Here is a 20,283-nt window from a genome sequence, read left to right on the forward strand (position 1 = left end):
CCAGAGAAGCCTTTCACTACGGTCTTGACACATCTAGCACCTTAAGCATAGTCTCGTAAACGTTTACGAAAGCTGGTTCCGCAAAGAGGAGTTTGCGGGCAGCAGGGAGGACAATGTGACATTGAATGCCGTTTTGTGCGGGTGCGGAGCTATGGCCAAAGGCTGGCTGCGTGCGATCGCCTCACATCCATATTTGCAATCGTCGATCCGCATATGCGGCCTTGTCGATCTGAACGAGAACGTCGCCCAGGCGCTGGCCGACGAGTTCGGGCTCCAGGACGTTGTTATTGGCAGCGATCTCGAAGACGTCCTTACAAAGACAAGAGCTGACGTGGTCTTCGACGTCGTCATCCCCGATGCCCGTTTCGGCGTGGTTGCCGCTGGCCTTTCGGCTGGCTGCCATGTGTTGAGCGAAAAGCCGATGGCGCCTTCCCTGGAAGAGGCGAAGACGCTGCTGGAGCTTGCCAAAGGTGCTGGAAAAATCCACGCCATTGTTCAAAACAGACGCTATATCAGAGGGATACGCCGCTTGCATCGCGCCGTTCAGGATGGTGTTATCGGTGAGTTGACCGCCATTCATTGCGACTTCTTTCTGGCGCCGCACTTTGGCGGCTTCCGTGAGGAAATGCAAAATGTGCTGCTGCTGGATATGGCGATCCACACCTTCGATGCCGCGCGTTTCGTCGCCGATCAAAACCCGCTGGCGGTCTATTGCGTGGAGAGAAATCCAGCTGGCTCATGGTACGCCCATGGAGCATCGGCCAACGCCATCTTCGAACTTTCAAATGACGTCGTCTTCACCTATCGCGGCTCGTGGTGCGCCGAAGGCGAGCGGACAAGCTGGGAAAGCACATGGCGGCTGATCGGATCGAAGGGCATGATCCTTTGGGATGGGGAGGATGGTTTCTCGGCAAACATAGCGGGAAGCGACGAAGGGCTTCTGCGCGGAACTTCCGCCGTAAACGTTTCTGAAAACGTGAATGAAGAGCAGACGGAAGGGCATGCGAGCGTGCTCTTGTCATTCCTGCGTGCCATCGAAAATGGGACGGTTCCAGAGACCGTCTCCTCCGACAATATCAAAAGCCTGGCCATGGTCATGGGTGCGATTGAAAGCGCCCGTACCGGTCAGCGTGTTCTTATCGAGATTTGAGGTCTAATATGAGCGATCCAGCAAAATCCGTCCGCATCGGCACCATGGTCAGTGCCACAAAAGGGGACGCCGCCGAACGAATCTCGGAAATCGGCGACCTTGGGTTTGAAAGCTTCGAACCGTTTTTCTGGCAGACGACCAATGGCCAGGACCTTGCGGAGCTTGGCAAGCGCTGCGTCGAAGCCATCGGCGACCGCGATATCACCATTTCGACGCTCGGCATGTTCGGCAATCCGCTGGAAGAGACGGAGATGGACCTCCAGACCCTTCAAGGCTGGAAGGACTGCATCGACAACGCCCATCATTTCGGCGCAACCTGCGTGGCAGGCTTTACCGGCCGCGTCCGCGGCAAGCCTTTGCCGGATAGCCTTCCACGCTACAGGGAAGTCTGGAGCGAGCTGGCGAAGCGTGCTGCCGACAAGGGCGTGAAGATTGCTTTTGAAAACTGCGCCATGGACGGCAACTGGCAAACGGGTGATTGGAACATTGCCCACAATCCGGATGCCTGGGAACTGATGTTCAACGAGACGCCGGATGATAATATCGGTCTGGAGTGGGAGCCCTGCCACCAGATGGTCTACTTGATCGATCCGTTGCCGCAAATCCGCAAATGGGCGCACAAGATTTTCCACGTCCACGGCAAGGACGCGACCATCCGTTGGGATGTGATCAAGGAGCACGGCATCTTTGGCAAGCATCCCTTTGTCTTCATGCGCACGCCGGGCTTCGGCGACAGCAACTGGACCGACATCATTTCCGAGCTTCGGCTGGCAGGCTGGTCCGGCTCCATCGACATCGAAGGCTGGCATGATCCGGTTTATCGCGATCAGCTGGAAATGACGGGCCAGGTTCATTCGCTCAACTATCTGAAGCATAGCCGGGGAGGGTCCTTCGTCGATCTCGCCGCAGAATATGGAGGCGGCGACCCGTCGCTTTTGTAAGACTCAAGCCGGGGGGAACCGGCATCGCAATCATGATCAAAGGAGGAGTATCATGAATATTGCAAAGCTAATGGGTGCAGTTGCACTTGCCGCATTGTCGACGCCCGCATGGGCCGAGCAGGTTCAGATCAATCTCTGGACCGTCGATCGACCGGGCGAATATCATTACAAGATGGCGGAGGAATTTTCCGCCAAGAACCCGGACATCAAGGTCAATGTCCGATCGGTCCAGTTTCCGGACATGGTCAACGAGTTGGCCAAGGCCATGGCGACAGGCGAAGCGCCGGACGTCACCTATATCGACAACCCGGATGTCGCGCTCTTTGCATCGCGCAAGCTGCTGCTCGACATGAAGCCGATGATCGACAAAAGCTCGGTCATCAAGCTCGATCAGATCCTGCCTGGCCCGCTCGCCTCCGTCACCTACAAGGATGGCGTCTACGGCATTCCGCGCGGGGCGAACACCATCGCGCTCTACTACAATGCCGACATGTACAAGGCCGCAGGGCTCGACCCGGACAAGCCGCCGCAGACATGGAACGAGCTTTATGATGCCGCCAAGAAGCTGACGCAACCTGATAGGGGCGTTTATGGCTTGGCGTTCTCCGCCGCAGCGACCGAAGAAGGCACCTTCCAGTTCCTGCCATGGCTGCAGATGGCCGGCGGCGATTACAACAAGGTTAATGTTCCGGGCGGTGTGGAAGCGCTCACACTCTGGAAGAAGTTCATCGATGAGGGGCTTGCCTCCAAGGACACGCTGATCCGTGGCCAGTGGGACTCGACCGGTACCTTCAACGCCGGCAACGCCGCCATGAGCATTTCCGGCCCATGGGAACTACCGCGCATGAGCAAGGATGCGAAATTCGATTATCGTGTCGCGATCCTGCCTGTTCCGAAAGAAGGAGCACCGCATGCTTCGGCTTTGGGTGAAGGCGACAATGTCATTGTTGCCAACTCCAAGCACCCGAAGGAAGCGTTCAAGTTCATCGAATATATGTATGAGCAGATGCCGCGCGTCTGGAACGACTTCGGCTATGTGCCCGCCTATCCGGTGAAGGTCGAGGATCCGAAATATCCACAGGCGTACAAGGTGTTCGAGGAGTCGATGAAGTTTGCGCGCAATCGCGGCCCCAGCCCTGATTGGTCGAAGATTTCAAAGGCGATCCAGACCGCGATCCAGACGACGCTGACCGGCCAAGCCACGGCGGAAAATGCGCTGACGACAGCGCAGAAGTCGATCGACAAGATCCTCAAATAGGCTGGACGATCCGGTCCTTTGATCGAGAGGCTGCGGGCACGTCCACGTCCGCAGCCAGTTTCCAAACTGATGAAGCGCATGGTCCGCCTTGGTGGAACGTGCATATGAGATGTCGGGAGGCGAAATGCTCCGTTTCAATCGAGTTTTCCGCGATGGTGGTGGGTTTGACAGCGCGCTCGTTCTGTTCGCGCTCGCCTATCTCGTTACCTTTTCTGCCTTCCCGTTGATCTACAATCTGGTCATCTCGTTCCAGAGCGTTGATCTCTTCACCATCGCCACCTTCGACCGTCCGTTTGTCGGTCTCGACAACTACCGCGAAATCATCGACGATCCGCTGTTCATGCCGATCGTGCGCAACACCTTCCTGTTTGTTTTCCTGTCCGTCATCTTCCAACTGGGGATCGGCCTGGCGCTTGCATTGTTCTTCCGGCTCGATTTTCCGGGCGCCTCCTGGCTGCGTGGGCTGTTTCTTGCGGGCTGGATCATGCCGGGACTAGTGGTCGGTGCCATCTGGGGCTGGATTCTGGCCGGCGACTTCGGTGTGGTGAACTGGCTGCTGCAATCACTCGGTATCACCCAGCAGAAGATCTTCTGGCTCTCCGACCCATCGATCTCGATCTACTCCGTCATCATCGCCAATATCTGGCTTGGGGTTCCCTTCAACATGATCCTGTTGTCGGTCGGTCTCGCCTCGATCCCCGATGACGTCTACGAGGCGGCGGAACTGGATGGAGCGACGCGCTTGCAGCGCTTCTTCACCATCACCCTGCCGATGATGCGGGCGCAGCTCGGTGCCGTCATTTCGCTTGGCATCATTTTCACCCTTCAGCAATTCGACCTTTTCGCGGCCCTGACACAAGGCGGTCCGTCGAATGCCTCCAACGTGCTGCAATACTGGTCATGGGAGCTCGCCTTCCGCGAATACCGCATCGGCCATGGCTCGGTCGTTTCCGTCGTGATGACCCTTCTGGTCATCGTCGTCGCCACCGCTTATGTCCGCTCGACGAGGCACGAACATGTTGTCTAGCACCCCCTGGAAACGCTGGCTCCTGCTGGCCATTGCCGTCGCTATCGTCGCGATCTACCTCTTCCCGCTCTACTGGATGTATGTCACCGCGCTGAAGACCAACACCGAGACCTTCGCCAACCCGCCGACACTCTGGCCGCATCATCCCGAGTTGAAGGTCACCCGTGTCTGGAATGACATGGGCATGGATACCTTTATCCAGAACTCGCTGATCATCGCCTTCGGTACGGTCTCGCTTGTCGTGCTCTTCGGCACGGGTTGCGCTTACGCTCTGGCGCGTGTCCGCTCGGTCTGGATGGATCTGGCACTCTTCCTCGTCCTGATGCTGCAGGTCCTGCCGCCATCCCTGATGGTGACGCCGATCTTCGTCGCTTTCAGTCAGCTTGGCCTGCTGTCATGGCCGCGAACGGGCGTCATCCTGGCAACGGCTGCCAACAAGCTGCCGCTCTATATCGTTCTGGTGCGGGCAGCCTTCACCCAGGTGCCGCGCGAGCTCGAAGAGGCAGCGCTGGTGGATGGCAACAGCCGCATCGGCGCATTCCTTCGCATCTCGGTGCCGCTTGCCCGCAATGGCATTCTGGTTTCGGCGATCCTCATCTTTCTTCAGTCCTTGGGCGAGTATGTCTATTCGCGCTCGCTCATCACCGACAGGGCCTTCCAGCCTGCGACTGTTGGCCTGCAGTTCTTCGTCGGGCCGAACGCTTCCGACTGGACCGGCATCATGACCTTCGCGGCGATCTATGTAACGCCCATTCTCATCATCTTCGTCCTGCTTCAGCGCCGCATCGTCAGCGGTCTGACATCCGGAGCGCTCAAATGACATTGCAGATCGAACTGTCCGGCATCCAGAAACACTACGGCGCCTACCACGCGCTGCGCGGCATCGATATCGCCATCCCGAAAGGCCAATTCGTTGCGCTTGTCGGGCCGTCCGGCTGTGGCAAGTCGACCTTGCTGCGCACCCTTGCGGGGCTGGAGACGATCTCGAGCGGAACAATCCGCATCGAAGGCGAAGATATCACCCGCCAGCCGCCGCGCATGCGCGATATCGCCATGGTGTTTCAGTCCTACGCGCTCTATCCGCATATGACAGTGGAAAAGAACCTCACCTATTCGCTGCGGCTGAAGGGTGTTTCCAAGGCTGAGGCACGCCGCAAGGCGGAGGAGATCGCCCAGATCACCGGCCTTACCACGCTCCTCACCCGCTATCCGCGTGAGCTTTCCGGTGGCCAGCGCCAGCGCGTCGCGATGGGGCGTGCCATCATCCGCAATCCCAAGGCGTTTCTCTTTGATGAGCCGCTGTCCAATCTCGATGCGGCGCTTCGCGTTCATATGCGCGCTGAAATCCGCAAATTGCACAACAGCCTCGGAGCAACGTCTGTCTATGTGACACATGACCAGATCGAAGCCATGACCATGGCCGATCATGTCGTCGTCATGCGCGCCGGCGTGATCGAGCAGCAGGGCGCGCCGCTTGAGCTCTACGATCGACCGGTCAACCGCTTCGTCGCAGGGTTCATCGGCTCTCCGGCCATGAACTTTGTAGCGGCTCTCGCCGCGGAAGACGGACGAACGCTGGTTTTGAATTTTGGTGGAAAGTCTGAACCTCAGACGATCATGTCCCCCGTCGCCTTCACGCCGGGCGCACGCGTGACCGTAGGTATCCGGCCGGAGCATATCACGCTCGCACCGCCCGGATCGTCGACGATCACCCTGCCGGTCGGCATTGTGGAAACCACAGGCTCCGCGACCTCCGTGACAACGGCGACGCAACCGGAAATGACGGTGGCGCTTCAGGGAAGAAGCAATGTGAAAGCGGGGGACAGCGTCGGCTTCAATATCGATCCAGCGTCGTTGCATCTGTTCGACCATGAAACCGAACAGCGGCTCTGATCTTCAAGGATCGGTAAAGCCTCCTACGCGCAGATCCAGCGTGCCCGATTGCGGATCGCTCTTGAAGAAGAGCGTCCCGTTGTCATGGGATTCGGCTGCAACATAATCGAAGGTCACATCCGCCGTATCCGTCATTCCGTCTGCGCTGCGCAGCGAGCCGACCACATGCACCGTTGCGGCGGTTGTCTGGCTGACATTGTGGATATCGAAGTTCACCCTGAAGCCGTTGCTGGCGGGCTCTACGGAGACAACGGAAAGTTCGAAATCCGCTTTCGCGTCGTCATAGCGATAGATGTCCCATGATATCCAGCCGAGGAGTGCTATCACGAGCAACGATGAGATGATGCCGGTGACCCACTCTATCCAGTGGGGCGAGGATGTTTCCATATGGCCGTCTGCGGAGGATTTGGTCATGGCGTTCTCATAGCACGAGGCGGGCCGAAGCAGCGCCGATGGCTGCGGGGAAACCCAAGATGACGACGGCCGCGACGATCTGCGACAGGGATGTTCCCGTCAGTCGTTCGAAGCTCCACAGGCAGTAGAGGCTGATGCCAAGCGCGATGACATAGCCCGGCATGGTAAAGCGGATGAAGGTGTGCCACCAGGCGCTGTCTTCTGCGTGGCCGTGCCCGCCCTTGAAATGGAGGGCATAGACAAACCCATGCATCAGAGTGAGCGACAGGAGTACGGTGAGCAGCGTCTGATAGGGCGTGATCTTGTAGGCGATCAGGATCATCTCCTCAGTCGGCGCGACATTGAGCGCGAGGAAGAGAGCGCCGACCATCATCATGAACAGCTCAACAAAGTAGCTGGTCTCCGTCTCGGCGTCGTCGCCTTCGTCATCGTCTTCGGAATGCATGCCAAGTTGGCTGCGGCCAAGAAGCGCGCCAATACTGGCGGGAACGGCCTGAAGCGCGATCTTTGCCACCGTCGTGCTCGTCGTCGCCTGGTGGTTGATCAAGCCGAAGAGGGCAAGAATGGCGGCGCTGACGATGATTGCAAGGCCATAGGCCGTCACCGCATCCCGGATCGCCTCGATCCAGGAGGAGGTTTTCTCAAAGCCGACACGCTTTGCCAGCACCACCAGAAGTGGGATGTTGAGAACGCAAAGAAGCAGCAGTTTCTCCCGCGACATGTAGAAGCCGAGAAACCACAGCTCCATCGTCATCAACATGGGAAGCGCAAAGAGAAGCGCACCACCCACGCCACGCGCGAGACCGATCAGAAACTCCCGTTCCTTCGATGAATCCCGTGTCGCACTCTCGGCCATTTTATCCCCCCGGAATAGGCCTATAACCTTCTGGATTGAGGCCGGTTCCCGCAGCTGCATAAGCAGGCTTTTTCACACGGATCGACCGACTCAGTCCGGTGCTCGGTCAAGGGGGTCTCGAAGTTAATTTTAGCCGCCGCGAAGGGCGCGCGTTAACCATTTGTTAACCAAATCACCGCTACCTCTCTATCAACGATTTCTTTACCAAGATGACCAAAGTGCTAACAGACTCGCGTTCGATCCGTATCAAGGGCCGCTCATTTCTGGCGGTCGTTCTTTCTCCCGAGTCGCCGCTGGATGTCTGGCTGGAGCGGCTGGACGATCTGGCAGCGCGCTCTGCCGGGTTCTTTCTGTCACGTCCGGTGGTGCTGGATGTGGCGGACCTGAAGCTCGACAAGGCGGGCCTGAAGTCCTTGCTTGCCGAGCTTTACGATCGCAACGTTGCCATCATGGGCATCGAGGGCGCACGCCCGTCGATGATCGAAACCGGTATGCCGCCCGCGCTCAAGGGCGGAAAGCCGGCCTCGGATGTCGAGGTTGAACCGGTGGCGCTTGCCGAGGTGGAAGCGCCGGCGGAGCAAAGAGCACCCGTGACCGAAATCCGCAGCGTCGTGCAGTCGCTGATGATCAGCGAGCCGGTGCGCTCGGGCCAGTCGATCATCTTCCCGGAAGGCGATGTGACGATCGTCGGTTCCGTCGCCTCCGGCGCAGAAGTGATCGCCGGCGGTTCGATCCATATCTATGGCGCGCTGCGCGGACGCGCCATGGCGGGTTCACTCGGCAACGCCTCGGCACGCATTTTCTGCAAGAAGCTGGAAGCCGAGCTTCTTGCCATCGACGGTGTTTACAAGGTTGCGGAAGATATCGACCCGAAGCTTCGGGGGCAGGCCGTCCAGCTCTGGCTGGAAAACGATACGATCAAGGCGGACAAACTCAATTAAGCCGTAAGCGGCAGGAAACAGGAGATCAGGATGGGGAAGGTAGTAGTCGTTACCTCCGGAAAGGGAGGCGTCGGAAAGACGACGTCGACCGCAGCCCTCGGTGCAGCGCTGGCACAGAACAAGGAAAAGGTCGTCGTGGTGGATTTTGACGTCGGTCTTCGCAACCTCGATCTGGTCATGGGTGCGGAACGTCGTGTGGTCTACGATCTGGTCAATGTCATTCAGGGCGACGCCAAGCTGACGCAGGCGCTCATCCGCGACAAGCGTCTCGATACGCTGTTCCTGCTGCCGGCTTCGCAAACGCGCGACAAGGACAATCTGACGCCGGAAGGTGTCGAGTGGGTCATCAGCGAACTCAAGAAGCACTTCGATTGGGTGATCTGCGATAGTCCCGCGGGTATCGAACGCGGCGCAACGCTTGCCATGCGGCACGCTGATATCGCCGTCGTCGTTACCAATCCGGAAGTCTCGTCTGTGCGTGACTCCGACCGCATCATCGGCCTTCTTGATTCCAAGACGATCAAGGCTGAACGGGGCGAGCGGATGGAAAAGCACCTGCTTCTGACCCGTTACGATGCCGCCCGCGCCGAGCGCGGCGACATGCTCAAGGTCGATGACGTTCTGGAAATCCTTTCCATTCCGCTGATCGGCATCATTCCCGAAAGCATGGACGTGCTGCGTGCTTCCAACGTTGGTGCACCGGTCACGCTAGCCGATGCCAAGTCGGCGCCAGCCATGGCCTATTTCGATGCGGCACGACGTCTGTCGGGCGAAGACATTCCGGTTTCCATTCCCGGCGAAAAGCGCGGCATCTTTGCCAAGATTTTCGGGAGGGCCGCATGAGCATCTTCAACCTTTTCCGCAAACAGAAGTCCGCACCCGTCGCACGCGAACGGTTGCAAGTCCTTCTTGCGCATGAGCGCACCAATCAGGGTTCGGATCTGGTCGTCATTCTGCGTGAGGAAATTCTGGCGGCGATCGCCAAGCATGTGCAGATCGATAGCGATAAGGTCCATGTGAAAATGGACAGCGACGAGCATATGTCGCTACTGGAAATCGATGTCGAAATTCCATTGAGCGCGTCGCTTCGCGCTGCCTAACTCGATCAAGATAACGCCGGGCACTGTCCCGGCGTTTTCATTGGGCGGTTTGATCTTTCCCTCAGGCGCGATTCTGGACTAAGCCTGTCTTGATCGAGACTGAAGGATGGTTTGATGGCAGAGGTGGAGAAGGCGGACGAGCGGGAAAAACAGACCCACCGAAGAGGCTTTGGCGTTTCCACCGTCTACGAGACACTGCGCAATGAGATCATCGAATTGCGGCTTGCGCCCGGCAGTCCTATCGATGAGCTGCAACTCTCAGAACGTTTCTCGCTGTCGCGTACGCCCATTCGTGAAGCGCTGGTCCGTCTTTCCGCCGAAGGATTGATCACGACGCTGACCAACCGCGCGACTATCGTCTCGCAAATCGATTTTCTTGGATTGCCGGAATTCTTCGACGCGTTGACGTTGATGTATCGCGTTACGACTCGGCTTGCTGCGGCCAATCATACAGAGGCGGATATCGCGCAGATCCGTACCCTGCAGAGCGCCTTTGCCTTGGCTGTCGAAGAACGGGATGCGCTTGCGATGATCTCCACCAACCGCGATTTTCACGTTGCGATCGCGCAAGCCGGTGGCAACCGTCATTACGTCGAACTCTTCACTCGGTTGCTCGATGAAGGACGGCGCATCCTTCGCCTCTACTACTCCTCCTTCAACGATGTCCTGCCCAACCAATATGTCAGCGAGCATGAGGACATGATTCAGGCGATCATCGACCGGGACGTCGAAAAGGCGGATGCGCTTGCCAGAGCGCATGCCGATCAGATTGTCAAACAGATCCGCTCCTACATCACGGCCGATACCCGCCAGAGCGCCAATCTCAGCCTTTAAACTCAAAAACCGCGCCCTGAAAAAGGCCAAATATCCGCGCCCAGATTTCATGTATTTTATTTGTCGACAATATTGAAGTTCGGTGCTACAAGGGCTGCATATCAGGCGGCTATGGTGCCGCAAAAGGATTGGAAACCATGGCCAGCACGATCTTCACCGGATGCATCCCCGCCCTCATGACGCCTTGCAAGGCGGACAGAACGCCTGACTTCGACCTGCTTGTGAAGAAGGGCAAGGAACTCATCGCGGCCGGCATGTCGGCAGTCGTCTACTGCGGCTCCATGGGCGATTGGCCGCTGTTGACGGACGAGCAGCGCCAGGAAGGCGTGCAGCGTCTTGCTGAAGCGGGTGTTCCGGTCATCGTCGGCACCGGCGCCATCAACACCAAGTCGGCCGTCAGCCACGCTGCTCACGCTGCAAAGGTTGGCGCCAAGGGCTTGATGGTCATTCCGCGCGTTCTCTCCCGCGGGTCTTCCGTTTCTGCGCAGAAGGCCCATTTCTCCGCCATTCTCGAAGCGGCAAACGGACTTCCGGCGGTGATCTACAACAGCCCCTATTATGGCTTTGCGACCCGCGCTGATCTGTTTTTCGATCTGCGCTCGCGCTATTCGAACCTCATCGGCTTCAAGGAATTCGGCGGCAAGCAGGACATGACCTACGCTGCAGAAAACATCACCGCCGGTGACGATGATCTCACCCTGATGGTCGGCGTCGATACGGGCGTCTACCACGGCTTCGTCAATTGCGGTGCTGGCGGTGCCATCACCGGCATCGGTAACGCGCTGCCAAAGGAAGTGCTGCATTTGGTCGCTCTGTGCGAAAAAGCCGCGAAGGGCGATGCAGCGGCGCGCGTTGAAGCGCGCGAGTTGGAAGAGGCGCTGACGGTGCTCTCGACCTATGATGAAGGTCCGGACCTCGTTCTGCACTACAAATATCTGATGGTTCTGAACGGCGATACCGAATACACGCTGCATTTCAACGAGACGGACGAATTGAGCGCCTCGCAGCGCCGTCATCTGGAAAGCCAATACACCTTGTTCCAAAACTGGTACGCATCTCGTTATTCGGCTTAACGACTACCGACTTCGATGCATGACGCGATTGCCAAGAATTGCGCTGTGCATCAAGTCTCGTTCTTCTCGCTATACCTCACGGTTCAAAGATATAGCAGGCGGCCAGACGACGGCCGCCTCTTTTTTATTTCAGACCCGGAAGCGGAAACTGATTTGCCGATCGCGATGGAATAGAGTTCAAGCAGAAAATAGCGCGTTTCGCTTAAGCTCAGAGGCGATCGTGCAAAATTCCTAAATGCCAGACAGCACTATTCTTTTTGCGGTTTGTTTGCGAATTGTTTAAAATCTTACATTAACGTCGCCCCAAATTTAGAGGGGCTCGTCGCATGAAGAAGATTCTCAATTCCGTTTCCGGAAAGCTTATCTTAGCTACCGGAACAGCTATTGCCGGCATCATGATTGCTTACACTGCTGTTAACGTAATGAACGTGAAATCAGCGACCGAGCGTGACGTGATGGCGCTCGCAACCGAGAAGGCAGCTTCAGTCAGCGAGAAAATCGCTGGAGACATCTCCGTCGCAACATCCGCAGGCGCAACGCTTGCTGCCACGATCGGTGGCTTCATCGAAAACGGTTCGCGCAGCCGCGCCGACATCGTTTCAATGATCGAAACCGTCGCGCCGCAATATCCGAACGTGTTTGGCGCGTGGATGTGTGAACTGATCGACGGTAAGAGCCCGAAGCCGACGGTCGGCAAGGAAGCTCTGAACGAGGAGGGCATCTTCACGCCCTACTGGACAAAGGATGACAGTGGCAAGATCGGTCTCTCAACCTGGAAGATCAAGCCAGAGGACGAATATTACGGCGGTGTGGTGAAGACCGGTAAACCGCTCATCACCTCGCCCTATCTGACCAACACGAAGCAGCTCGTCACCTCCGTCTCCGTGCCAGTCAAGGCCGCTGGAACGATGGTCGGCATCGCAGGCGTTGATATCAAGCTCGGCGATCTGACAAAGAGCTTGGCCCAGATCAAGCCGTTCGAAGGTGGCGACGTCATGCTGGTCGCGAACAACGGTAAGTGGCTCGCCCACGACAACGCCGACAATCTGATGAAGGATTATTCCGATGTCGGCGCCGATCTCGTCAAGCAGGCCTTGGCCGACGGCAAGATGCGTGTGATCGAGGGGCTCCCGGACGGTTCTGTCCGCCTCGTCTATCCCTTCACGGCACCCGGCATGAACACCACCTGGGCGACGGTCCTGGATGTGCCTTCGGCCGTCTTCTCCGGGCCAGTCTGGCAGCAGATCTACAGCATGCTGATAGGTGGCCTGATCATTCTCGCAGTGACGCTTGGCGTAATCCTCGTTGCCACACAAATCCTGATCAAGAAGCCTCTGACATCCGTTCTGGGTTCCGTCGGCAAGATGGCCAATGGCAATTACAAGGATCAGGTTGCCCAGACGGGCAAGCAGGATGAACTTGGCAATCTGGCCGCATCCCTTGAAAAGTTCCGTTTTGCGCTTGCCCGCGGCGAAGATGTTCAGGCCGAGCAGGAAGAACTCCAGCGCCAGGTCGAAACCGATCGCAAGCGTCAGAGCGACATCGACAATGCCAAGGCTGAAGATCTCCGGCACTTCGTCGAGCTGGTTCAGAGCCGCTTGAATTCTCTGGCAAGCGGCGACCTGACGGTCCGCATGAACGAGAAGGTCGCTCCTGAATTCGACACGATCCGCCAGAATTTCAACATCTCGGTATCTGCGCTGGAAGAGACGATCAGCAATGTCGTGAGCGCAGTCTACACGATCCGCTCCGGTTTGAGCGAAATCTCCACCGCGTCGAACGATCTGGCGCGACGTACCGAACAGCAAGCTGCCGCTCTGGAAGAGACCGTTGCAGCCCTAAGCGAGGTTACTCGTGGTGTGAACGACACCGCCGATGGTGCAACGGATGCGCAAAAGACCGTGAACGGCGCCAGGGCGGATGCTGAAAAGGGTGGCGACGTCGTTGCCCGCGCCGTCGCCGCGATGACCGAAATCCAGGGATCGTCCAGCAAGATCGGCAATATCATCAGCGTCATCGATGAAATCGCATTCCAGACCAACCTGCTGGCGCTGAATGCGGGTGTTGAAGCCGCACGCGCTGGCGAAGCAGGCAAGGGCTTTGCGGTGGTTGCGCAGGAAGTGCGTGAACTGGCGCAGCGCTCCGCCAATGCCGCAAAGGAGATCAAGGGCTTGATCTCCACCTCGTCCAGCCAGGTCGAAACCGGCGTTCATCTGGTTGAAGAAACGGGCGATTCGCTTGGCAAGATCGTCAAACAGGTTCTCGGCATGAGCCAGACCATCAACCAGATTGCAGCCGGCGCCCGTGAGCAGGCCGTCAGCTTGAAGGAAGTCTCGTCGGCCGCCGATCAGATGGATAAGGTTACGCAGCAGAACGCAGCCATGGTGGAAGAAACAACTGCGGCTGCTCAGAGCCTTTCGCAGGAAACCGAAAACCTGGCGAGCATGGTGGGACGCTTCCGTGTCAGCGGAGATACGAGGCTCGCGTCGAACTCGTCCCACGCACGCTACGCCATGGCAAGCTGATCTGCGATTTAGAAACGAGAGCCCCCGTGCATCCTTTGGGAGGCACGGGGGCTCTACCTTTTTGATCCGACGCATTGTGCTTTCCAGAAATCGGTCCCGATTTCCGGGCACACGCCGTATCGGCAAGGGGCTTACAAAATCCCCCAGGCCCTGAAACGTCCGCGGCCCGTCATTTCGCGCAGCTCCAGCTGATTGGCCAGAACCATCGCGCCCTGTGGCGTGGTACCAAGTTCCTTGACGATCATGGATGTAGAGACGACTGGGTTTGCCAGAACCAGTTCGACCAGATCGGGCAGTCGCGAATTTGACCGCTTTCCGACCAACCGTCTTTCCATCCGGCTCTTTCCGTTCAAAAGACGGTCGTGTTCCTTCATGCCGAGTTCGGCCGCTTCGATCATTCCATCGAGGATCGCGACCAGTCGTTCTTCCTGATCGCGCGAATGGCGCCGTTCTCTGTGAATGGCGCGAAGTCCGCTATTGAGCGCCGGCAGGATTGTCAAACCATTGGCGCGCAGCGATGCGGCTGCGAGTTGCCGACCCAGCCACGGGCTTCGGTCCGACACCTGGATATCGCGCCAGGCATCGAGAAGAATGGCAGCCTGCAGCGGCGCCGGATAGTTGGAATAGCGATCGACAAGCTTCCGCCACAGATGAAGTCTTTCTTCCTCGCTATATTCATCGGAGTGTTCGCCGGCAGGGCTGTGGATCGACGTCTCCGATTGACTGCGATAGCTCAAGGCATCTGCGACAAGGGCGGTGCTGCGTGACAGCACGGCGTCCATCTGAGCCAACTCATCGGCAAGAGCTTTGTCCGCGTCGTCTGGCTCTTCGAAGTCCGCCTCTTCGCGATCCGAAACCAGGTTTGATGGGGCAGCCTGCGGCTGGACGCTCTTCCCACGAAGGAGATCGATGCCGTGATCGCTCAGCGCCCATTGCGGCGGATGACTTTCCAACAGCCGCCTTGCCCTCAGAATACGGTGGGCATTGACGATCTCGTTCGTCGGGGCTCGAATGTCCATACGTGCATCGTGCAAGACGAGATCCTCGACATGGACCAGTTCTCCATCGACCCAAAGCGAGGAAACGGCATCGTGGAAATTCTGTCGCTGCAGAAATCCGTCTCTGATCTGAGATCGGCTGACCCTTTCATCGAGACGCGCCAAAGCCTCGCCAGCCCGCGCCAGGGACTGCAGGAGCCTTGTGGCTTTCAATAAAGAGAACTCATAGGTCATTGGAATCACTTAAAGGACAGACCGGAATGAAAGCAATCCTGGCTGTTCACTTTCAACCTATGTTCACACCCAAGAAGATTAAAGTCTGAGAGGCCTTGGAATCATCTCCAGGGCCTCACGCCTGCTTCGGCAGATCGATCTTCGCTTCGAAGCCCTGTTCTCGACCTGGGGCGGGCGAGGATAGAGTGAGCAGCGCATTCATGCGCTTTGCCAGATTGTCGACGATTGCAAGGCCAAGACCAGACCCAGACGCCTGGGTCTGGCCGCGCATGAAGCGGGTTGTCAGTCTCGGCAGAAGTGCTGGATCGATCGGCGTCCCATCATTGACGATCCGAATGGACCTGTTCCTATCGACATAGATATCGACCGGCGAATCTTCGGGACTATGCGTCAGCGCATTTTCCAGGAGATTTCGAATAACGATACCGAAAGCGTCCGGATCGACCTTGGCTTTCAGCGGCCCGTCCTCCGGAAGGTGCAGGTGAATGCGTCCGGCGCCAAGTTCTGAGCGGCTCATATCCTCCACCACGAGTTCCAGCACCGGGAGAAGATCGATGATCGTATCGGAGATGCCGATACCGGCCTCCGCGCGCGACATCTGCAAAAGCTTCTCGGACAGTTGCGCGAGATTGGAGAGCGACAATTCGATCTGATCGACGCGCGGGGCAAGGTGCGGTGGAATATCTGCCTTCAAGCGTTGCGCCTGGGCAAGCGCTCCGGCAATCGGCGTTCGCAATTCATGCGCGCTGTTGGAGGCAAAGGAACGTTCTGCTTCCAGGGCTGAACGCAACCTCTCCAGCAGCAGATTGACCGAGCGGGCGATCGGATCCAGTTCGGTCGGAAGGCAACCGGAATCGACCGGCGCGAGATTGCCGCCATCCTTGCGGGCAATGTCGTCTCTCAGCGTCTGGATCGGCACCAACGTGCGACGGATGACGAGAATGACGGCAATGATGCTGGCCGGGATGAGAACTAGGACGGGAAGGATGAGCGCCGTGGACGCTTCCTCAATCGCTTCGCGGCGATTGGCGAAAGCGTCGGCCACCTGAAGATAAAGATCTCCCTCCGGCGTGACGACGGTATAGATTCGTTGGGTATCCGTATCGGCAAAACCCGGCCTCAGTGGCACGTCGAAGCCTTCTCTGGCGCTCTCATGAGAGTGCAGCAGCACAGCACCGTCGCGATCGCGCACCTGATAGGTCAGATATCCCGAGCCGGTCGTGGGCTGGCCAAGACGCCGTTGCGCTTCGGGGCTGCGTTCGCGAAGATCCTCTGCCACGAGCGGTAGCAGCCGGTCGGCTGTTTCCTGAACGCCGCTGTCGAAGATTTCCGCAAACTCTTCCTCCATGACCATCACGCCAAGGGCAGATGCGACCATCCAGGAAATAGCCAGCACGCTGACGAGCGCGAGCACCATCCGGCGCGTCATGCTCGTTTTCCGAGGCCCCGTTTTAAACGGTATGAGATCAGCGAATTGTATAACCAAGCCCTCTTACGGTTTCCACGCGATCCGAACCGATCTTCTTGCGCAGCCGACTGATATAGACCTCGACAGTGTTGCTCTCGATTTCGGCACCGAACTCATACAAGGTTTCCTGCAGCTGCGCTTTCGAGATAAGTGCGCCAGGTCTCTCGACGAGCTTTTCCAGCACCGCCCATTCCCGCGCACTCAGTGTCAGTGAGCGGTCATTGACCGTAATACTTTTCGCCGCTTGATCGATTTCAATACCGGGCAATCTGACGATCGGCGTCGAGCGTCCCTCGTAACGGCGGGACACGGCAAGCATCCGGGCTGTCAGTTCGCCAAGATTGAACGGTTTGACCAGATAGTCGTCCGCCCCAGCATTCAGGCCTTCGATCCGGTCTGAGACCTGATCATGGGCCGTCAGGATGATCACAGGGACGGCATTGTTCGCTTTGCGCAATGCCCGCAAGAGGCTGAGCCCCTCGCCATCGGGAAGTCGCAAATCCAGCAGGATGAGACCGTAGCTCACGGTCTCGGTCGCGGCCATGGCTTCGCCCAATGTCTTGAACCAATCCACGGCATGCCCTGCTGCCGCCACGTGATCCCTTAGTGCTTCTCCCAGCACATGATCGTCTTCAACCAGCAGAACGCGCACACCGACCTCACTCCCGAACTGCCAATGCGTATCGCTTCGTGCGGTTCGTCGTCAAGGCACAGGCGCATCATGTCGTGGGCTTCGACTGACAGGCGTGGAACACGTCGAGCGACGAGTCGTAGACCGAGGTGGAGACGTTCATCATCCCGAGAATACTGTGGAAGAAATTGTCGTGGGATTTGCCACCGGCCTTTGCCTCATCGGCAAGGCAGGCCCGGTCGACACCCATGGAACGTGCGAAGTCATTGTCCATCCATACCAGGAAGGGCACATGGGTCTGCTCGGCCGGTGCCAGCGTGTAAGGCGCACCATGGAGATAGAGACCGTTTTCGCCAAGCGACTCGCCATGGTCGGAGGCGTAGAGCATGCCGGTCGCAAGCTTGTCGGAGCGGGCCTTCAGCTTGTCGATGATGGCAGAGAGGAAATGGTCGGTATAGAGGATCGTATTGTCGTAGGCGTTGACGATCTCTTCGTCCTTGCAATTGCCGAGTTCCGAGGTGCGGCAATCCGGCGTGAACGTCCTGAACTGATCGGCATAACGGAGGTAGTAGGACGGACCGTGGCTGCCAAGCTGGTGGATCACGATGACGCTGTCCTTGGTGACGCGGTCGAGCCAGCTGTCGAGCCTGTCGAGAAAGATATCGTCACTGCATTCGCCGGTCTTGCAGAAGGTGGCGTCACGGGTGGCGCTCAGATCGAAATAGGGAATCCGGTCCGCTACGCCCTTGCTTCCGGTATCATTGTCCAGCCACTGCGCATCGACCCCGGCATGCACCAGAACATCCATGAGGTTCTCATTGGAGAGCGCCTTGCTGTGGGTATATTCCGAGCGGGTAAACTTCGAGAACATGCAGGGAAGTGAGATGGCCGTGGAGGTGCCGCAACTGACCGTGCTCGGAAAATAGAACACATCTCTCTTTTTCAGTTCGGGGTTGGTTTCGCGGCCATAGCCATTCAGCGAGAAATTGGCAGCACGCGCGGTTTCCCCTGCCACGACCACGGTCACGCGCGGCTTGCCGACCGCAACGACGGGAGGCTGTACCTTCGCGTCGAGACCGGTTTGCGTCACCGTCAACTGCGCTTCCTTGTTGGCGATCTGGAAGTAATGCGCCGTGGCGAACATCGGCGAGATTGGATTGAGGCTTTTGACGATATCCCGGTGCTGACGGATCGCTGTGGTAAAGGTCTTGGAATTCATCGCGGCCATGCCGCCAATGATGACGAGGCAGGCGATCACGCTCAGCGTATTCCAGAACAGCTTTCCAAGGATCGGGCGGTGGCGGATGCGCACGAAAGCAAGAAGGACGATGGGAAGGAGCGCGTAGATCGCCATGTGCAGCATGAAGGCGGAGGTGATCAGATTGTTTGCTTCGCCGGTGGTGGTCTCGAAGGCGTTGCGCACCATGTCGCGGTCGATCACCGCACCGAAGCGATCCATGAACCAGGAGCAGAGCGCGGAAATGACGATCACCACCATCAGAACCGGCTTCATGATGTACTTGGCCGAGAAGGTGATGAGGAGTGCAGCAAAAAGCGCTCCCATGGCCACATAGAGCGCGTAGATCGCGGCGGGATAGGCAGACAGATGGGTGTTCACCTTCGACCAGAATGTCTGGTTCATGAAGAACAGCAAATACAGAGCGGTGATAATGCTCAATGTAATGCTGCCGATTTCAGGACGGCGAAGTCTGCTGCTGTCCAGGTGATCCGTCAATGGTGCCACGCGCCCATTCTCCTCGTGCCAATCAGTGTACCGGACGCGCATGAGCGCTTTTTGCTTTTCCGGCTAATGAAGGCCTTCTGGAGAGATTTGCTGACACGAGACTGAACGGATCAATCTGGTTATCAAGATAGTGCTTAATTAGGTGAGGTAGGAGATAAGCCGACGCTCGTCTGCCCTTAGCCCCGATATGGCTTTTGCCGGCGTTTCCAAAACGGTCTCAAGCCGTTTGATCGCCTTCGGCTCGGTGGCAAGATCCAGTACGGATGGGTGGACATAGCTCTTGCGGCAGATGGCTGGCGTGTTGGAAAGCTCTTCTGCCGCTGCCTCGCAGATGCTCTTGATGGTCGGTGCGCTACCGCTCGCGAGGCGCTCTGCAGCATGGCAGAAGCCGGCCAGCGTGCCACCCCAGGTGCGGAAGGTCTTGGCTGAAATGCCTTCGCCCGCCGTTTCGGACAGGTAGCTGTTGAGCGCGCTGGAATCGATGGGATGGACCATGTGGTTTTCATCCTGCCAAACGAAAAGCTGCTTGCCGGGCAAATCGGCAATCTCTTCCAGAATCTTTTGCAGCTTTGGGTGCCGGAGGCTGCGGCGCACCTTCTGCCCACCCTTGGCGATAAAACGAAGTTCAATTGTCTCGCCGAGCGACACATGGCGCTTCAGAAGCGTCGTTGCACCATAGGTGCCGTTGCTTTCTAGATAGGTCTTGTTACCGACGCGCAGGTAGGCGGCGTCAAGAAGAAGGACCAATGCTGCAAGCGTTCTGTTCTGGCTGTTGATGTCCTTCTCGATATCGGAAAGCGCCCGGCGGCGAATGGCGGGCAACGCCTCGCCAAACGATTTCAGTTGGAAGAACTTGGTTTCACCGCGAAATGCGTGCCAGTCGACGTGATAGCGATACTGCTTTCGCCCTCTCGCGTCGAAGCCGGTCGCCTGAAGATGGCCCGAGGGCTCGATGCAGATCCAGACGCGTTGATAGGCGGGCGGGATGGCAAGTGACCGTATGCGTGTGATTTCGATCTTGTCGGAAAGCAGCGTTCCGTCTGGAAGCCTATAGGAAAATCCCTTGCCTCGCCGCTCACGGGCGATGCCGGGTTCCTGGTCGCTGACATAGGTGAGGCCGATTTTCTTGAGGAGCCGGGCGGGGTGCTGGTTCATGATTTGGCGCTGCCTTCGAGTTTTCTCAAATAACTGCGCTG

19 protein-coding genes are annotated in these 20,283 nt (G+C 57.8%); 12 read left to right on the plus strand and 7 right to left on the minus strand.

Features of this window, described 5'->3' with window-relative positions:
- Positions 1-115 precede the first annotated feature (115 nt).
- The 6 genes from AC07U5_RS18730 (at position 116) to AC07U5_RS18755 (ending at position 6,269) form a co-directional block, all read left to right on the plus strand.
- Entirely contained in the window at positions 116-1,150 is a 1,035-nt protein-coding gene (locus AC07U5_RS18730) for a Gfo/Idh/MocA family protein (RefSeq protein ID WP_494723910.1), read from the plus strand.
- An 8-nt stretch (positions 1,151-1,158) separates the two neighbouring features.
- Positions 1,159-2,091: a sugar phosphate isomerase/epimerase family protein gene (locus AC07U5_RS18735; protein WP_494723911.1), complete on the plus strand. Its 933-nt coding sequence runs from the start codon at positions 1,159-1,161 to the stop codon at positions 2,089-2,091.
- 52 nt (positions 2,092-2,143) lie between these two features.
- On the plus strand, positions 2,144-3,349 hold the full coding sequence (locus AC07U5_RS18740; RefSeq protein WP_494723912.1) for an ABC transporter substrate-binding protein: 1,206 nt from the start codon (positions 2,144-2,146) through the stop codon (positions 3,347-3,349).
- Positions 3,350-3,473: 124 nt separating this feature from the next.
- Entirely contained in the window at positions 3,474-4,376 is a 903-nt protein-coding gene (locus AC07U5_RS18745) for a carbohydrate ABC transporter permease (protein WP_062424015.1), read from the plus strand.
- Positions 4,366-5,196 (plus strand): carbohydrate ABC transporter permease, encoded by an 831-nt coding sequence (locus AC07U5_RS18750; RefSeq protein ID WP_111847473.1) that lies wholly within the window; start codon positions 4,366-4,368, stop codon positions 5,194-5,196. The genes AC07U5_RS18745 and AC07U5_RS18750 overlap by 11 nt, the downstream gene beginning before the upstream one ends.
- Positions 5,193-6,269: an ABC transporter ATP-binding protein gene (locus AC07U5_RS18755; protein WP_343106886.1), complete on the plus strand. Its 1,077-nt coding sequence runs from the start codon at positions 5,193-5,195 to the stop codon at positions 6,267-6,269. Before AC07U5_RS18750 ends, AC07U5_RS18755 begins: the two co-directional genes overlap by 4 nt.
- A 3-nt stretch (positions 6,270-6,272) precedes the next feature.
- Here the strand turns inward: AC07U5_RS18755 and AC07U5_RS18760 are convergent, their stop codons facing one another.
- Positions 6,273-6,683: a TIGR02588 family protein gene (locus tag AC07U5_RS18760; protein ID WP_113272428.1), complete on the minus strand. Its 411-nt coding sequence runs from the start codon at positions 6,681-6,683 to the stop codon at positions 6,273-6,275.
- Positions 6,684-6,690: 7 nt separating this feature from the next.
- Complete coding sequence (locus tag AC07U5_RS18765) at positions 6,691-7,539, minus strand: TIGR02587 family membrane protein (RefSeq protein ID WP_112360370.1); 849 nt, start codon at positions 7,537-7,539, stop codon at positions 6,691-6,693.
- 209 nt (positions 7,540-7,748) lie between these two features.
- Here AC07U5_RS18765 and minC point away from each other — a divergent pair, with 209 nt between their 5' ends.
- From minC to AC07U5_RS18795, 6 genes are all read left to right on the plus strand, one after another.
- The gene (minC, locus tag AC07U5_RS18770) at positions 7,749-8,480 is read left to right on the plus strand and encodes a septum site-determining protein MinC (RefSeq protein WP_494723913.1); all 732 of its coding nucleotides are present in this window, start codon (positions 7,749-7,751) and stop codon (positions 8,478-8,480) included.
- 30 nt (positions 8,481-8,510) lie between these two features.
- Positions 8,511-9,323, plus strand: a complete 813-nt coding sequence (gene minD / locus AC07U5_RS18775) for a septum site-determining protein MinD (protein ID WP_062424020.1) — start codon at positions 8,511-8,513, stop codon at positions 9,321-9,323.
- Positions 9,320-9,580, plus strand: a complete 261-nt coding sequence (gene minE / locus AC07U5_RS18780) for a cell division topological specificity factor MinE (protein WP_062424021.1) — start codon at positions 9,320-9,322, stop codon at positions 9,578-9,580. Before minD ends, minE begins: the two co-directional genes overlap by 4 nt.
- A 114-nt stretch (positions 9,581-9,694) precedes the next feature.
- A complete protein-coding gene (locus tag AC07U5_RS18785; RefSeq protein WP_494723914.1) occupies positions 9,695-10,414 on the plus strand; it encodes a GntR family transcriptional regulator in 720 nt (239 codons plus the stop codon).
- A gap of 137 nt (positions 10,415-10,551) precedes the next feature.
- Complete coding sequence (locus AC07U5_RS18790; protein ID WP_111847541.1) at positions 10,552-11,487, plus strand: dihydrodipicolinate synthase family protein; 936 nt, start codon at positions 10,552-10,554, stop codon at positions 11,485-11,487.
- Between the two features lie 326 nt (positions 11,488-11,813).
- A complete protein-coding gene (locus AC07U5_RS18795) occupies positions 11,814-14,012 on the plus strand; it encodes a methyl-accepting chemotaxis protein (RefSeq protein WP_438370794.1) in 2,199 nt (732 codons plus the stop codon).
- Between the two features lie 131 nt (positions 14,013-14,143).
- On the opposite strand, the gene AC07U5_RS18800 is transcribed toward AC07U5_RS18795, so the two are convergent.
- The 5 genes from AC07U5_RS18800 to AC07U5_RS18820 form a co-directional block, all read right to left on the minus strand.
- A complete protein-coding gene (locus tag AC07U5_RS18800) occupies positions 14,144-15,244 on the minus strand; it encodes an RHE_PE00001 family protein (RefSeq protein WP_494723915.1) in 1,101 nt (366 codons plus the stop codon).
- A gap of 115 nt (positions 15,245-15,359) precedes the next feature.
- Positions 15,360-16,673, minus strand: a complete 1,314-nt coding sequence (locus tag AC07U5_RS18805; RefSeq protein WP_494723916.1) for a sensor histidine kinase — start codon at positions 16,671-16,673, stop codon at positions 15,360-15,362.
- A 37-nt stretch (positions 16,674-16,710) separates the two neighbouring features.
- Entirely contained in the window at positions 16,711-17,364 is a 654-nt protein-coding gene (locus AC07U5_RS18810) for a response regulator (protein ID WP_062424025.1), read from the minus strand.
- Between the two features lie 67 nt (positions 17,365-17,431).
- On the minus strand, positions 17,432-19,087 hold the full coding sequence (locus AC07U5_RS18815) for a phosphoethanolamine transferase (protein ID WP_494723917.1): 1,656 nt from the start codon (positions 19,085-19,087) through the stop codon (positions 17,432-17,434).
- A gap of 138 nt (positions 19,088-19,225) precedes the next feature.
- Complete coding sequence (locus tag AC07U5_RS18820; protein ID WP_494723918.1) at positions 19,226-20,242, minus strand: DNA topoisomerase IB; 1,017 nt, start codon at positions 20,240-20,242, stop codon at positions 19,226-19,228.
- Between the last annotated feature and the right edge of the window lie 41 nt (positions 20,243-20,283).

Source organism: Agrobacterium sp. GW821-FHT02D03 (assembly GCF_059421725.1).

Excerpts from the sequence above, each read along its gene's own strand:
- AC07U5_RS18735 (WP_494723911.1), top strand. The coding sequence starts at position 1,159 with ATGAGCGATCCAGCAAAATCCGTCCGCATCGGCACCATGGTCAGTGCC.
- AC07U5_RS18740 (WP_494723912.1), top strand. The coding sequence starts at position 2,144 with ATGAATATTGCAAAGCTAATGGGTGCAGTTGCACTTGCCGCATTGTCG.
- AC07U5_RS18745 (WP_062424015.1), top strand. The coding sequence starts at position 3,474 with ATGCTCCGTTTCAATCGAGTTTTCCGCGATGGTGGTGGGTTTGACAGC.
- AC07U5_RS18750 (WP_111847473.1), top strand. The coding sequence starts at position 4,366 with ATGTTGTCTAGCACCCCCTGGAAACGCTGGCTCCTGCTGGCCATTGCC.
- AC07U5_RS18755 (WP_343106886.1), top strand. The coding sequence starts at position 5,193 with ATGACATTGCAGATCGAACTGTCCGGCATCCAGAAACACTACGGCGCC.
- AC07U5_RS18760 (WP_113272428.1), bottom strand. The coding sequence starts at position 6,683 with ATGACCAAATCCTCCGCAGACGGCCATATGGAAACATCCTCGCCCCAC.
- AC07U5_RS18765 (WP_112360370.1), bottom strand. The coding sequence starts at position 7,539 with ATGGCCGAGAGTGCGACACGGGATTCATCGAAGGAACGGGAGTTTCTG.
- minC (WP_494723913.1), top strand. The coding sequence starts at position 7,749 with ATGACCAAAGTGCTAACAGACTCGCGTTCGATCCGTATCAAGGGCCGC.
- minD (WP_062424020.1), top strand. The coding sequence starts at position 8,511 with ATGGGGAAGGTAGTAGTCGTTACCTCCGGAAAGGGAGGCGTCGGAAAG.
- minE (WP_062424021.1), top strand. The coding sequence starts at position 9,320 with ATGAGCATCTTCAACCTTTTCCGCAAACAGAAGTCCGCACCCGTCGCA.
- AC07U5_RS18785 (WP_494723914.1), top strand. The coding sequence starts at position 9,695 with ATGGCAGAGGTGGAGAAGGCGGACGAGCGGGAAAAACAGACCCACCGA.
- AC07U5_RS18790 (WP_111847541.1), top strand. The coding sequence starts at position 10,552 with ATGGCCAGCACGATCTTCACCGGATGCATCCCCGCCCTCATGACGCCT.
- AC07U5_RS18795 (WP_438370794.1), top strand. The coding sequence starts at position 11,814 with ATGAAGAAGATTCTCAATTCCGTTTCCGGAAAGCTTATCTTAGCTACC.
- AC07U5_RS18800 (WP_494723915.1), bottom strand. The coding sequence starts at position 15,244 with ATGACCTATGAGTTCTCTTTATTGAAAGCCACAAGGCTCCTGCAGTCC.
- AC07U5_RS18805 (WP_494723916.1), bottom strand. The coding sequence starts at position 16,673 with ATGACGCGCCGGATGGTGCTCGCGCTCGTCAGCGTGCTGGCTATTTCC.
- AC07U5_RS18820 (WP_494723918.1), bottom strand. The coding sequence starts at position 20,242 with ATGAACCAGCACCCCGCCCGGCTCCTCAAGAAAATCGGCCTCACCTAT.